15 protein-coding genes are annotated in these 13,768 nt (G+C 61.3%); 7 read left to right on the top strand and 8 right to left on the bottom strand.

Annotated elements, in window-relative coordinates:
* Window positions 1-35: 35 nt before the first annotated feature.
* Window positions 36-1,580, top strand: coding sequence for an MFS transporter (locus E4T63_RS16570; RefSeq protein WP_134786666.1), 1,545 nt, complete (start codon window positions 36-38; stop codon window positions 1,578-1,580).
* A gap of 132 nt (window positions 1,581-1,712) precedes the next feature.
* Here E4T63_RS16570 and E4T63_RS16565 read toward each other — a convergent pair whose 3' ends face one another.
* A complete protein-coding gene (locus E4T63_RS16565; protein ID WP_135296048.1) occupies window positions 1,713-3,104 on the bottom strand; it encodes an aldehyde dehydrogenase family protein in 1,392 nt (463 codons plus the stop codon).
* A 103-nt stretch (window positions 3,105-3,207) separates the two neighbouring features.
* On the opposite strand from E4T63_RS16565, the gene ptrR reads away from it, so the two are divergent.
* Both ptrR and E4T63_RS16555 read left to right on the top strand, forming a co-directional pair.
* Complete coding sequence (gene ptrR, locus E4T63_RS16560; protein ID WP_135296939.1) at window positions 3,208-4,086, top strand: putrescine utilization regulator PtrR; 879 nt, start codon at window positions 3,208-3,210, stop codon at window positions 4,084-4,086.
* An 83-nt stretch (window positions 4,087-4,169) separates the two neighbouring features.
* Complete coding sequence (locus tag E4T63_RS16555; RefSeq protein ID WP_135296047.1) at window positions 4,170-4,832, top strand: M24 family metallopeptidase; 663 nt, start codon at window positions 4,170-4,172, stop codon at window positions 4,830-4,832.
* A 3-nt stretch (window positions 4,833-4,835) separates the two neighbouring features.
* Here E4T63_RS16555 and E4T63_RS16550 read toward each other — a convergent pair whose 3' ends face one another.
* Window positions 4,836-5,459, bottom strand: a complete 624-nt coding sequence (locus E4T63_RS16550) for a glutathione S-transferase family protein (protein ID WP_135296046.1) — start codon at window positions 5,457-5,459, stop codon at window positions 4,836-4,838.
* 104 nt (window positions 5,460-5,563) lie between these two features.
* On the bottom strand, window positions 5,564-6,979 hold the full coding sequence (locus E4T63_RS16545; protein ID WP_096796404.1) for a purine-cytosine permease family protein: 1,416 nt from the start codon (window positions 6,977-6,979) through the stop codon (window positions 5,564-5,566).
* Window positions 6,980-7,378: 399 nt separating this feature from the next.
* Here E4T63_RS16545 and E4T63_RS16540 point away from each other — a divergent pair, with 399 nt between their 5' ends.
* Window positions 7,379-8,290, top strand: coding sequence for a LysR family transcriptional regulator (locus E4T63_RS16540; RefSeq protein ID WP_098964356.1), 912 nt, complete (start codon window positions 7,379-7,381; stop codon window positions 8,288-8,290).
* Between the two features lie 24 nt (window positions 8,291-8,314).
* Here the strand turns inward: E4T63_RS16540 and argE are convergent, their stop codons facing one another.
* The 5 genes from argE to E4T63_RS16515 all read right to left on the bottom strand — a co-directional run bounded on the left by argE (window position 8,315) and on the right by E4T63_RS16515 (window position 12,534).
* Window positions 8,315-9,466: an acetylornithine deacetylase gene (gene argE / locus E4T63_RS16535; RefSeq protein ID WP_135296045.1), complete on the bottom strand. Its 1,152-nt coding sequence runs from the start codon at window positions 9,464-9,466 to the stop codon at window positions 8,315-8,317.
* On the bottom strand, window positions 9,463-10,140 hold the full coding sequence (locus tag E4T63_RS16530) for a DUF1028 domain-containing protein (RefSeq protein ID WP_135296044.1): 678 nt from the start codon (window positions 10,138-10,140) through the stop codon (window positions 9,463-9,465). The genes argE and E4T63_RS16530 overlap by 4 nt, the downstream gene beginning before the upstream one ends.
* A gap of 118 nt (window positions 10,141-10,258) precedes the next feature.
* Window positions 10,259-10,675, bottom strand: a complete 417-nt coding sequence (locus E4T63_RS16525) for a RidA family protein (protein WP_003225869.1) — start codon at window positions 10,673-10,675, stop codon at window positions 10,259-10,261.
* Window positions 10,676-10,733: 58 nt separating this feature from the next.
* Window positions 10,734-12,053, bottom strand: a complete 1,320-nt coding sequence (locus E4T63_RS16520; RefSeq protein ID WP_135296043.1) for a flavin-containing monooxygenase — start codon at window positions 12,051-12,053, stop codon at window positions 10,734-10,736.
* Between the two features lie 250 nt (window positions 12,054-12,303).
* The gene (locus E4T63_RS16515) at window positions 12,304-12,534 is read right to left on the bottom strand and encodes a hypothetical protein (RefSeq protein ID WP_096796409.1); all 231 of its coding nucleotides are present in this window, start codon (window positions 12,532-12,534) and stop codon (window positions 12,304-12,306) included.
* Between the two features lie 41 nt (window positions 12,535-12,575).
* Here E4T63_RS16515 and E4T63_RS16510 point away from each other — a divergent pair, with 41 nt between their 5' ends.
* The 3 genes from E4T63_RS16510 to E4T63_RS16500 all read left to right on the top strand — a co-directional run bounded on the left by E4T63_RS16510 (window position 12,576) and on the right by E4T63_RS16500 (window position 13,746).
* Complete coding sequence (locus E4T63_RS16510) at window positions 12,576-12,944, top strand: lysozyme inhibitor LprI family protein (RefSeq protein WP_135296042.1); 369 nt, start codon at window positions 12,576-12,578, stop codon at window positions 12,942-12,944.
* 74 nt (window positions 12,945-13,018) lie between these two features.
* Window positions 13,019-13,315: a DUF7660 family protein gene (locus tag E4T63_RS16505; RefSeq protein WP_098964351.1), complete on the top strand. Its 297-nt coding sequence runs from the start codon at window positions 13,019-13,021 to the stop codon at window positions 13,313-13,315.
* Between the two features lie 38 nt (window positions 13,316-13,353).
* Window positions 13,354-13,746, top strand: a complete 393-nt coding sequence (locus tag E4T63_RS16500; RefSeq protein ID WP_098964350.1) for a hypothetical protein — start codon at window positions 13,354-13,356, stop codon at window positions 13,744-13,746.
* The last annotated feature ends 22 nt before the right edge of the window (window positions 13,747-13,768 follow it).

The raw sequence follows: 13,768 nt of genomic DNA, 5'->3' as shown, positions 1-13,768 counted from the left end.
GTCGCTGCCTGGCAATTTCTTTAAAGGATGAATGCATGACAACGGTCTCTCATCAACCAGGCGCGCGTAACAAGCTGCTGATCCTCGCGGCCGTGTGCCTGTCGGCATTGGTACTGCCCTTGAGTTTTACCGGTGGCGCGGTGGCGACGCCCGCCATTGGCCGTGATCTGGGCGGAAGTCCCGTTGCCCTGACCTGGATCACCAATGCGTTCATGTTGTCGTTCGGCAGTTTGCTGATGGCGGCGGGAGCGTTGGCCGACGTCTATGGGCGTAAACGCCTGTTCAGCTTCGGCATGTTGCTGTTCACCGCAGCATCGATTGCGCAGAGCCTGGCACCGTCGGTGTACTGGCTGGATGGGCTGCGTGCAGTGCAGGGCGTGGCCGGTGCTGCGGCGTTGGCCAGCGGTTCAGCGTCGCTGGCGCAGGAATTCGAAGGCCATGCGCGGACCCGCGCGTACAGCGTACTCGGTACCACATTCGGCATTGGTCTGGCTTTCGGGCCGCTGCTGGCCGGTGCGTTGATCGAAGCGTTCAACTGGCGGGTGATTTTCGTATTCACCGCGCTGATCGGCGTGATCGCCATGGTCTTCGGCCTGCCTCGCATGCGCGAAAGCCGCAACCCGGATGCCACGGGACTGGATTGGCCGGGCACGATCACCTTCAGCACGATGCTGGCGCTGTTCACCTTCGGCGTGATTCAGGCGCCGGAAAGCGGTTGGGGCAGCCCGCTGGTGGTCGGTCTGCTGAGTGCTTCGGCATTGTTGCTGGGGTTGTTCGTGATGATCGAAAAGCGCGTCAAACATCCGATGCTCGATCTGACCCTGTTGCGTTTTCCGCGCTTCATCGGCGTGCAGATGCTGCCGATCGGCACCTGTTTTTGCTACATCGTGCTGGTGGTGATCTTGCCATTGCGCTTTATCGGCGTGGAAGGCTTGAGCGAAATCGATGCCGGCCTGCTGTTGCTGGCGCTGTCGGCGCCCATGCTGGTGGTACCGATGCTGGCGGCGTCGCTGACCCGGTTTGTCTCGGCGGGAATCCTGTCGGGGATCGGTTTTCTGATCGCTGCGGTGGGCTTGCACGGGTTGAGCCTGTACAACGTCGGCGAGCCTAAATCCGCCTTGGTCATTGCGATGCTGTTGATCGGGATTGGCACCGGTTTGCCGTGGGGGTTGATGGATGGTCTGTCGGTCAGCGTTGTACCGAAGGAGCGCGCGGGGATGGCGGCTGGGATCTTCAATACCGTGCGCGTGGCGGGTGAGGGTATTGCGCTGGCGGTGGTGGGCGCTGTGCTGACTTCGCTGCTGCATACCGATCTGACGGGGGCAGTGGCAGGCAGTGTCGATGCGGCGTTGATTGCCGAGACCGCGCACCGGGTCACCACGGGGGACATGGCGCATGCGCTCGACACCGTTCCGGGGCTGGCCAAAGAACGTCTGGTGCAAGGTTATGCCACGGCGTTTCAGTACCTCCTGCACATCCTTACGCTGATTACCCTGGCTTCGGCGGCAGTGGTGCTTGGGCTGTTGAGCAAGGGGCCGGCGGTTGCGCAGCCGCAAAAAACAGCGCCCGACTTGCTATAGCGGTGTGTGCGGAATTTTCGAGTGTGGGAGCGGGCTTGCTCGCGAAGGCGTCAGGTCAGTCACGATCAATGCTGAACATGCCGGCCCCTTCGTGAGCAAGCCCACTCCCACCAGTGCGTGTTGGAGTCCTGATTATTTACGATCCAGCCACACCGTCTGCGCGTTGCAGAACTCGCGCACGCCGAAGTGCGAGAGCTCGCGACCGAAACCGCTTTTCTTCACGCCACCGAAGGTCACGCGCGGGTCGCTGGCGGAGTAGCCGTTGATGAACACGCCGCCAGTGTCCAGTTCGCTGGTCAGTTGCTGGGCCAGTGCGACGTTGGCGGTGTAGATCGTCGCGGTCAGGCCGAAGTCGCTGTCGTTGGCCAGGGCCACGGCGTGGGCGCAATCGCGGGCAGTGATGATCGATGCCACCGGGCCGAACAGTTCCTGTTTGAACGAGGTCATGCGGTCCGTGACATCGGCCAGCACGGTCGGCTCGTAGTAGTTGCCCGGGCCTTGGGCCTTGCCGCCGCCGAGCAACAGGGTGGCGCCTTCTTCGAGGGTGTCGCGCACTTGCTGGTCGAGTTCGTCACGCAGATCGAAACGCGCCATCGGCCCGATGTAGGTGTCGGCGGACAGCGGATCGCCGACTTTCAATTGACGCGTGGCCTCGACGAATTTGCGGGTGAACTCTTCGACCACGCCTTCTTCGATGATCAGGCGCTTGGCCGCGGCGCAGACCTGGCCGGAGTTCTGGTAGCGACCGATGACGGCAGCCTGCACGGCCTCATCAAGATCCGCATCATTGAGCACGATGAACGGGTCGGAACCACCCAGTTCCAGCACGCATTTCTTCAGCGCGGCACCGGCCTGAGCGCCGATGGCCATACCGGCACGGACGCTGCCGGTCAGGGTGACAGCGGCGATGCGCGGGTCGGCAATGGCGGTGGAAACGCCTTCCGGGGTGACGTTGATCACTTCAAACACGCCATCAGCGAAACCGGCGTTCTTGAAGGCGTCGCGCAGCAGGTAGGCGCTGCCCATCACGTTCGGCGCGTGCTTGAGCACGTAAGTGTTGCCGGCGATAAGCGCCGGAACGGCACCGCGCAGCACTTGCCAGATCGGGAAGTTCCACGGCATCACCGCGAGGATCGGCCCGAGTGGTCGGTACTCGATGCGCGCCTTGCCGCCTTCAACCTGAGTCGGTTCGGCGTCGAGCATGGCCGGACCGTTTTCGGCGTACCACTCACAGAGCTTGGCGCATTTTTCAATTTCGCCACGGGCTTGGGCGATCGGCTTGCCCATTTCCAGGGTGATCATGGTCGCCATGGCTTCGGCGCTGTCACGCAGGGCGCCGGCGAGGGCGGACAGGGCGCGGGAGCGATCCTGCAGCGGCTTGCGTTTCCATTTCGAGAAACCGAACGCGGCGCGGGTCAGCGCAGCGTCGAGGGCTTCGGCGGATTCAAAGGCGTAGTGACCGATCTGCTCGCCGGTGGCGGGGTTGATCGAGATGGCGTGGGTCTGGCTGGAAATCTGGCTCATGGCGGGCTCCTGCGAGTTCAGTGGATGGGCCTAGAGTAGGGTGGCGTTTGTTTTCTGGAAACTGAATAATAAAGATCGTTTCTTTCACGATTGGAGAATGACTGTGGATCTGGTGCAGCTGGAAATCTTCAAGGCCGTTGCCGAGCACGGCAGCATCAGCGCTGCGGCGGCGCAGATTCATCGCGTGCCGTCGAACCTGACCACGCGGATCAAGCAGTTGGAGCAGGACTTGGGCGTCGACCTGTTCATTCGCGAGAAAAGCCGTTTGCGTCTGTCACCGGCTGGCTGGAGTTTTCTCGAGTACGCGCGACGCATTCTCGATCTGGTGCAGGAGGCGCGGGCCACCGTCGCCGGTGAGGAGCCGCAGGGCGCATTTCCCCTCGGTTCGCTGGAAAGTACCGCCGCCGTGCGCATCCCCGAACTGCTCGCGGCGTACAACCAATTGCATCCCAAGGTCGATCTGGACCTGTCGACCGGGCCATCCGGAACGATGATCGACGGTGTACTTTCAGGACGCTTGGCGGCGGCATTCGTCGATGGCCCGGTGCTGCACCCGGCGCTGGAAGGCGTGCCGGCGTTCGAGGAAGAGATGGTCATCATCGCGCCACTCAATCACCCCTCGGTGCAGCGCGCGGCGGATGTGAACGGCGAGAATATCTATGCGTTCCGCTCCAACTGTTCTTATCGGCATCACTTCGAAAAATGGTTCAGCACCGACGCTGCCGTGCCGGGCAAGATTTTCGAGATGGAGTCCTACCACGGCATGCTCGCTTGCGTCAGCGCCGGCGCCGGGCTGGCGCTGATGCCGCGCAAAATGCTGCAGAGCATGCCTGGCAGCGCAACCGTGAGCGTGTGGCCGCTGGCGGCGGATTTTCGCTATCTGACCACCTGGCTGGTGTGGCGCCGGGGCACGGTGTCGCGCAGCTTGAGCATGTTCGTGCGTTTGCTGGAGGAGCGCGGTGTGGTGCGTGCGGAAGAGTAATTGACACGTTGTGTCATGGCTGTATCTTGATCGGCGTTTCGCAATATAAAAAACTACACAGCGTAGCCATGAGGAACAAGCAAATGAGTGCAGCCCTGAGCGGTAAAGAAGCGGTCGGTGAGCGGTTTGTGCTGGAAACGATGCGTCATGCGCAGGGCCTGACCTGGAACGCCGTTGATGCCATCGCCAGGGTGATCAAGCCCGGCATGCGTGAGTCCGAAGCCCAGGAGCGGGGCAAGCAGATCCTCGCCGAACTGGGCATGGACCGCATCTGGCATCCGCTGCTGATTCGCTTCGGCGCCAATACGCTGAAGGCGTTCAAGGAGCGTTCCGAAGGCGATCCGGTGCTCGGTGACAACGATATTTTCTTCATTGACATGGGCGTGGTCTGGCAGGGGCACGAAGGCGATGCCGGCGCAACCTTCACCACCGGCTCCGATCCGGAAATGATCGCCTGCGCGGCGGCGTCCAAGGAGCTATTCAAGCGTGTCGAGGCACTGTGGCGCCAAGGCGTGAGCGGTGTCGAGTTGTACCGTTACGCCAGCGATCAGGCTGAAACCATGGGCTGGAAACTCAATCTCGACATCAAGGGCCACCGCGTCAGCGATTTCCCGCACACGATCCATCGCGGCGGCAATCTCGGCGATTTCGACCAGACGCCAAATGCCGGGGTGTGGATTCTGGAAATCCAGATCGCCCACCCGCAGCGACCGTTCGGCGCGTTTTATGAAGATCTGTTGATCTGATTGTCACGGCGTACCGTTTCTGCCGTACAGGCGAAAGCCTTCGCGTTGGCTCAGACGCTGGTAATACGCGCTGACGGCGGGATAGTCCGGATGCGCGAGCGGAGTTTCGAACCAGCGATTCACCGACAGCCCGACAGGAATATCGGCGAGGGAAAACTGCTCGCCACTGACGTACGCGCCAGTCTTCTGCAACTGCTGATCAAGGATGCCCATGGTCTTCGACCATTGCTCGATGCCCTTGGCCAGAGCGGCGCTGTCCTGATAATCCGCTGACTGGCGCACCAGCGATATGAACGCATACGACCACGAGCGGTTCAGCTCCGACGCCTGCCAGTCGATCCACTGATCGACCCGCGCGCGGGTTCGCGGCTCGGCGGGGTAGAGGTCAGCGCCGCCATAGTTGCCCGCCAGATAACGAATGATGGTGTTCGATTCCCACAGGGTGAAATCGCCGTCCTGAATCACCGGCACCATGGCGCAGGGGTTGAGGGCGAGAAACTCCGGCGTATCAGTCTGCTTGAAGCCCGAGCCCCAATCCTCACGCTCGAACGGGATCTGCAGTTCAGCGCAGGTCCACAGCACTTTGCGCACGTTGATCGATGACGCCTTGCCCAGAATTCGCAGCATGAGTTTTCCCTGTCTCGTGGGTGCCTGTCGGGGCATCAAGAAATACCACACCACAACGCAGAAGGCCCGCGCATGGCGGGCCTTCTTTTTACATCGAATCAATCTCAGTGACTGCCCACCAGTTTCCCGCCCATCATCCGCCGCCGATAGGCGCTGTCACGACTGGCCAGCCAGAAGTACAGCGGCGAGGTCACCAGCAGCCCCACCAGCCACGACAGGTCGGCGCCGTTGATGTGCGCCGACACCGGGCCGACGTACAGCGGGGTGTTCATGAACGGGATCTGCACCGCAATGCCGATCGCATAGGCCAGCAACGCCTGCGGGTTGTAACGTCCGTAGATGCCACCGTCGACCTGGAAGATCGACTGGATGTCGTACTGGCCCTTGTGAATGGCGTAGAAGTCGATCAGGTTGATCGCCGTCCACGGCACCAGCACCACCAGCAGCACCAGCACCATGTCGACGAAGTGGCCGATGAAGTCCTTCGACGCGCCGACGGCGGCGAAGCAGCAGGCCAGAAGCACGATGATCGAGATCACCGCACGGCTCTTGGCGGTCGGAATCCAGCGATAGGCAAAGGTCTGCACCAGAGTGATCAGCGACAGCACCGCGCCGTACAGGTTGAGGGCGTTGTGGCTGATCACGCTGAGCAGGAACAGCACCAGCATCAGCGGGCCGATCGAGCCAGTGGCGAGCTTGACCGCATCCATGGTGTCCATGCCCACCGGGGTCGCCAGCACGGCGACCGCACCGAAGATGAACGCCAGACTCGAGCCCAGCGCCGAACCCAGATACGTGGTCCAGAACGTCGACGAGACTTTTACATCGGCCGGCAAATAACGCGAATAGTCGGACACGTACGGCGCAAACGCGATCTGCCACAGCGCGGCGAGCGACACGGTGGCGAGCCAGCCGGAGAGGTTGAAGCTGCCGCGGGTGAGGAAGTCATCGGTTTGAATATGGGTGAAGATGTAGCCGAAACCGACGACGATGCCGATCCCCAGCACCCAGGTGCCGATGCGGTTGAGCACGTGGATGAAGCGGTAGCCGATGATGCCGATGATCCCCGAACCGAGGGCACCGATGACGATGCCGACCGGCACCGGCACGCTGTCGACCACGCCGTGCAGCGACTTGCCGGCCAGCACGATGTTGGAGGCAAAGAAGCCGATGTACATGACCCCGGCAATCAGCACCACCAGCAGAGCACCGAGCGAGCCGAACTGCGCGCGGCTCTGGATCATCTGCGGAATGCCCATCTGCGGGCCTTGCGCCGAGTGCAGCGCCATCAGCACGCCGCCGACCAGATGACCGACCAGAATCGCGACGATGCCCCAGACCAGATTCAAGTGGAACAACTGCACGCCCAGCGCGCCGGTGACGATCGGCAACGGCGCGATGTTGCCGCCGAACCACAGCGTGAACAGATCCCTGACCTTTCCGTGGCGATCTTCGGGGGGCACGTATCCTATCGTGTGTTTTTCAATGAGCGGCGCGGATGTTGTTGCAGAGGTGGACATGACGAACTCCAAGGCAAGGATGAGTACGTGGACGTACTTCGGTAAGCGCCGACACGGACGGCGCATTTCTTGTTGAAGCGATCATGTGCAAAGGCCCGGGATAGATAAATTAGTAAGTTTGTTGCTTCAGACCTTAAAAAATATATGCCGCGTGTAATGCGTAGCTCCGGTATGTTCAGGCTTCACTCTGTCCTGGATTTACACAGTTTTGTGGTGAGGGGATTTATCCCCGATGGGCTGCGAAGCGGCCCCTCTTTTGACTTTAGAAACAGGGGCCGCTTCGCGCCCCATCGGGGATAAATCCCCTCACCACAGAGCCTCCTAACTACAGATAAATGTCCTGACAACAGATAAATCTCCTCACCACAAAAGCGTTGTCTCACTTGCAGAGGTTTTTATATGGCCGCCTACAACCTGCGCCAGCTCAAATACTTCGTCACCACCGCCGATTGCGGCAGCGTCGCCGAAGCCTCGCGCAAGCTCTATATCGCCCAGCCGTCCGTCTCTACCGCGATCAAGCATCTGGAAGAAAGCTTCGGTGTGCAGCTGTTCATCCGCCATCACGCCCAGGGCGTTTCGCTGACGCCCAGCGGCTCGCGGTTCTATCGCAAGGCGCTGGAATTGCTGCGAGTGGCGCATGAGTTCGAGCAGAACGCGCTGGCGGATAACGATGTGGTCTCCGGGCAGATCGATATCGGCTGTTTCGAAACCGTCGCGCCGCTGTACCTGCCGCGCCTGATTGCCGGTTTCAAGCAGCGCTGGCCGGGCGTGGAAATCCGTATTCGCGATGGCGAACAGCAGGAACTGGTGCAGGCGCTGACCGCCGGCAGCATCGATGTCGCGATGCTGTTCGAGCACGACCTCGACACCACCATCGAAACCACACCGCTGATGCCGCCGCAGCAGCCTTATGCCTTGCTGCCGGCCGACCATCGCTTCGCGCAACAGGCGAAAGTCTCGCTGCACGATCTGGTGCTGGAGCCGATGATCCTGCTCGACGTGGTGCCCAGCCGCACCTACTTCGTGAGCATCTTCGAAGAGCGCGGACTGACCCCGCACATCGTCTTCAGCTCACCGTCGATCGAGATGGTGCGCGGCATGGTTGGGCGCGGTTTCGGCTTTTCGATTCTGGTGACCCGACCGTTCGGCGAGTACACCTACGACGGGCAGAAAGTGGTGTGCGTGCCGCTGGCGGAAACCGTGACCGGCTCGGGTTTGTCGGCAGCCTGGCTGCGTCGGGTGCAACTGACCAAACCGGTGCAGTTGTTCGTTGATCATTGCCGCGAGGAATTGGCCCGACTGCACGCTTGAAGGCAGGCAGTCAGGCCGAAAGGATCAGGCGCGAATCGAGGCCAGCATCCGTTGCAGCATCGCATCGCAGGCATCGAGATGCGCACGACTGACAAACTCATCCGGTTTGTGCCCCTGATCCATGCTGCCGGGGCCACAGACCACGGTGGGAATACCCGCCGCATCGAACAGCCCGCCCTCGGTGCCGAACGCCACGGTGCCGAATTCCCGTGAACCGCAAAACGCCGCAATCAGCTCCGCCGCCTGACTCTGCGCATCGGTAGCCAGGCCGGGATAAGCCGACAGCTCACTGAAACGAATCGCACTGTGCTCGCTGACCGCACGCATGCGCGGCAGCACTTGCTGCTCGGCATAAGCCTGCAACTGCTGCGCTACCAGGGTTGGATCTTGCGAGGGCAGGGCACGGATCTCAAAGTCGAAGCGGCAATCGGCAGGCACGATGTTCAAGGCCTTGCCGCCGCTGATCACCCCGGTCTGCACCGTGCTGTAGGGCGGATCGAAGCGCGTGTCGTGATGCTCGGGTGCTTTCAGTTGCTGGCCGATGCGCCCCAGCTCACCGATTAGCTCGGCGGCGTACTCGATGGCGTTGACCCCCAGCGGTGCGTAGGCCGAATGACACGGATGGCCGCGCACGTCGCAGCGCATCGCCAGTTTGCCTTTATGGCCGAGCACCGGTTTCAACTCGGTCGGTTCACCGATGATGCACAGCAGCGGTTTGACCGGCCGCTGCTCCAGCTCGGCGAGCAACGAGCGTACCCCGAGGCAGCCGACTTCTTCGTCATAGGACAGGGCGATGTGCACCGGCATGCGCAGCTCTGCAGCGACCAGCGCCGGCACCAGCGCCAGCACGCAAGCGATGTAGCCCTTCATGTCGGCGGTGCCGCGCCCGAACAGCTTGCCGTCGTGTTCGCTGAGTTCGAACGGCGCTACTGTCCATGGTTGACCATCGACCGGCACCACATCGGTGTGCCCCGAGAGCACGATGCCCGGTTGCTCGGCCGGGCCAATGGTCGCGAACAGATTGGCCTTGCTGCGCTCGGCGTTGTAGATCAGCTCGCACGGCACATCGAAGCCTGCGAGGTAATCACGCACGAACTCGATCAGCTGCAGGTTGGATTCGCGGCTGGTGGTGTCGAAGCCCACCAGCGTCTTGAGCAACGCGACGCTGCTGCTCATCGATCATCACCGGCAACGCCATAACCCGGCGCCTTGGCCGGGTCGAGTGCGCGGTCGATGTAGTCCTGCAACTGCGGCTGATAGGCGTCCCAGAGTTTTTGCAGTTGGCCGATCGGGTCTGCGTCTGCCCAATCAACGCGCAAATTGACGATCGGCCAGGTCTGTTCGCCGACCACCACCACGGCTGCCGAATGCACCGGCCCGGCTTCGCCACCGAGGGCTTGTGCGGCGTGCAAGGCCTTGAGCAAGCGGTCGGCCAACTGGCCTTCGCCGTCCTCAAAGGCACTGACCATCGCTTCGATTACCGAGCGCCCGGCGAGCATGTTGCCAGCGGCCACGCATTGTTCGCCGGACACGGCGTTGTGCACGCCGAGGGTCTGCGCGCCGCTGAAATGCGCGGTCTGGCCGAAGTGGTTGATCGCGGTGATCTGTCGGTATTGGCTGTAGCCGTTGCGGGTCAGCACCTGGTCCAGCGCCGCGTCGGGCGCGTGGCCTTGCTCCATCAATGCAAGGACCTCCGGGCCGAGGGACGGCAGGGTGATATTCTGGCTCGACACCGCGCCGACACCCGGCAGCAGCCACGGGCAACGCGCGCCGACGGCGATGCTGGAGGAACTGATGGCGACACCGAACTGGCCGGTTTCGGGGCAACGGGCTGCGATTGAAAAGGTCATCTGTTTACTCCTTGTGTGTCTTGACTGGCCTCATCGCGAGCAGGCTCACTCCTACCTTGAAATGCGTTCCCTTGTAGGAGTGAGCCTGCTCGCGAAGGCCGCGACTCGGTCTTCCGACTTACTCGGGAATCACCGCCACCACATCAATCTCCATCAGCCACTGCGGCTGCCCCAGTGCCGACACCACCAGCCCGGTGGAGATCGGGAACACGCCTTTGAGCCACTTGCCGACTTCCTGATACACCGGCTCGCGGTAGCGCGGGTCGATCAGGTAGGTGGTGGTCTTGACGATATGGCTCATGTCGCTGCCGGCTTCTTCCAGCAGTTGCTTGACGTTGCGCATTGCCTGTTCGGCCTGCGCACGCGGATCCCCGAGGCCCACCAGATTACCGTCGAAATCGGTGCCGACCTGACCTCGGACGTACACCGTGTTGCCGGCGCGTACGGCCTGGCACAGGTCGTTATCCAGCGTCTGATTCGGGTAGGTGTCCTTGGTGTTGAACATACGGATGCGGGTGTGGGTTGGCTTGCTCATGTACAGCTCCAGACTAGGTGTTCAGCGGCGCACCGGGCACCGCCGCGAAAGAGGGCAATCAAGCGTCGACGGTGTCGGCGGCTTTCGTGCTGGCGGTCGAATGCAGGGCGGCTTCACGCTGCTCGGCATCCTTGTAATCGAGGTATTTACGCTGGGTGGCGATGTGGTCGGCCACGTGTTTGGCGTCATGCCACACGCCCCAGATGAACGACGAACCACGGCGCGACTGCCATGGCAGCCCAAGGAAATACACACCCGGCTCGCTGGACACGCCACGCTGATGCTGCGGTTTGCCCTTGTCGTCAAACGCGGCGACCTGCAGCCAGGAATAGTCCACGGCGAACCCGGTAGCCCAGATGATCGAAGTGATCCCGGCCTTGGCCAGATCGAGATCGAGCAGCGGATTTTTCACGCAATCGGGATCCGGATAGGTTTCGCGCGCCTCGGGTTCTTCGGGCAGATCCAGGCCATTACGTTCGATGTAGGCATCCGCGGCATCCAGCAGCGCCAGATAGTTTTCGTCGCCACGCTTGAGGTTGTCGCGCAGATCCTGCTTGAAGGTCACCACGCCGTTGTTGAACGACTCGGTCACACCGACGAGAGTCATGCCGCGATGGGCCAGACCACGAAAATCGATGGTGCGCCCGCCATGCGCGCCGCTGACCGCGATGGTCACGTGCTCGCGACCGGGTTTCATCGCCGCCTGATCCCACTCGCCGAGCACCCCCAGCCACCAGCAGAAATCACGGTTGCGATAGGCACGCGGCGGACGGTCATGCGCACCTACCGACAGGTACACCTGCTTGCCGGAGCGCTGCAGTTCATCAGCGATCTGCACGCCTGACGAACCGGCGCCAACCACCAGCACTGCGCCTGCGGGCAGTTGCTGCGGATTGCGATAGTCGGCGGAGTGGATCTGCAACAGACGCGGGTCTTGCGGGGCGATCGGCGGGATCACCGGGCGCTGGAACGGGCCGGTTGCCGCGACCACGCGGCTGGCCTCGATCACGCCTTCGGAGGTCTCGACGGTGAAGCCCGGACGCCCGACATTGCGCACCACGCTTTTGACCTCGACCCCGGTGCGGATCGGCGCGTTGAATTTCTTCGCATAGGCTTCGAAGTAGTCCGCCACGCGCTCCTTATGGGCGAAACCGTCGGGATCGACATCATCGAATTCCAGCCCCGGGAAGCGGTCGTGCCACGCCGGACCGTTGGCTACCAACGAGTCCCAGCGCCCGGTGCGCCAGCGTTCGGCGATGCGGCTGCGCTCCAGCACCAGGTGCGGCACGCCGAGTTTGCTCAGGTGCTCGCTCATCGCCACACCGGCCTGTCCGGCCCCCACGACAAGCGTGTCTGTTTTTATTATTTCAGTGGTCATTTCTACATCCTTCCTGGCAAGGCAAGTGGATTCGGATCGCTTCAGGCTTGTCCGTTTTGCTTGCGGTCAGACTAGGCAGGAGGGGGGTATCGGTAAAATATTATTAAGCTGGGATGTGAATACAAATTGCTGAAGCAGAAGGGGCGAAGCCAGTAAAAACGCGGCTTGCAGGACAGGGGGAGGGTTGTCCCGGGCAGGAAAACCCGGGACAGGAAGGTGAAAATTCACTTTAAGGAGGGGGAGCGTCGCGTCAGTTACCGTCGGCGACCTTGCGTTCGATCGCATCGGTCTTACGCTTGAGCTCCTCGGTGTCCTGTTCCATGACGCGGGTGGAGGTGGGGGTAATCACCTCGTCCACGGCGCGGGTGTCGTCGTCGCTGTCCTGCAGATCGCGGTTCACCACATCCACCGGTTTGCCCGAGGAGTCGAGCGGTGGCGCGTTATGAGGTGTTGCAGGCTTGATATCGTCGGTGCTTTTCATTTTTCATACCTCCATTGACCTACAACGTTGGATACGAAGCCATGACGGGAGTTCGAGAAATTTCACGGGCGACCGCAGCCGCCCTCGGCTGTGCGCTGCTGATCGCTGCAAATTCAACTCAAGCCGCCAGTTTCGACTGCGACAAGGCCAAATCCATGGACGAAAAAGCCGTTTGCGCCAACCGCGCCTTGAACGACCTGGACGTCACCATGGGCGAGCTGTTCAGCCTCGATAAACGCCTGCTGCCGATGGGCGGGCGCGATGCTCTGATCGGTGAACAACAGGAGTTCCTCAAAGGCCGTAAGGCCTGTGGCGCGAAGCTCGATTGTTTGACCGATCTGTATCAGAAGCGGGTCGTTGCGCTGCGCAGCATCATCGAGACACGGGTGATGACGCAGGGGCCGTTTTGACGGACGGGTTGACCCTCTGGTCGATGCATAGCAGCATCCCGGGCAAACCCATTCACCAACAGGAATTTGCCACGATGTCTGCGCCTGATGATCTTGATGAGTTGCTGGAACGCGTGAACGACGAGCAATCGTTCATTACGTTTATTCAGGCACTGGGTGCCGATTTCGCCCGTGAGCGGACAATGAACGAACCGCTGTCACCCTATGGTCCGGGCGCCTTGGGTTGGGAAAATGGATCTGTGGATGCGTTTCTTGAGGCTGCAGGTGCCTGGGCAATCGACAGTTCCAGGCAGGTGGCAGCAGAGGAATCTTCGGCCAACGTATGGCAGCGCTGTGCGAGCATTTTGCTGGCCGGCAAGTTTTATGAGTGAACCGGGCGAGCATCAAGAACAGAGCAGGAAAATGTGTGATGAGTAGGCCGTTGAGTGAAGCCGATCTTTATCTGGTCATGCTGGAAGCGATTGAAGAAGGCTTGAACATCGATCTGCAACCCTTTTGTGAGCGGCTGCAGGTCGAGCGTCGCGATCTGCTTAATCAAGTCGCGATCGCCGTAGCCAGAGATTTCCTATCAAACACGCGTGATTTTGAGTTTGGCGATGAAGTGATGAATGCACTTATCAACCCCATCGTTGATGTGTCGATGCACGCAGAAATGCCCCAGCCAGCCTTTGACATCTATCAGGCATTTGATGCCGGCGAGTATCTGCACACAGGCGATGCGCAGGATGTTTGCCCTTGGGAGAAACATACGCGGCCGGGGCTGGAGAATATTTTGCGTAATCATTTGCCTACGTTGGAGTAGTAACCCGGCGGGTTGCCGAGTA

It is taken from the genome of Pseudomonas fluorescens (assembly GCF_004683905.1).
Taxonomy (GTDB): Bacteria; Pseudomonadota; Gammaproteobacteria; order Pseudomonadales; family Pseudomonadaceae; genus Aquipseudomonas; species Aquipseudomonas putida_A.
Note: the sequence above shows the minus strand (reverse complement) of the source record. Positions and strands in the feature narration are given on the sequence as shown.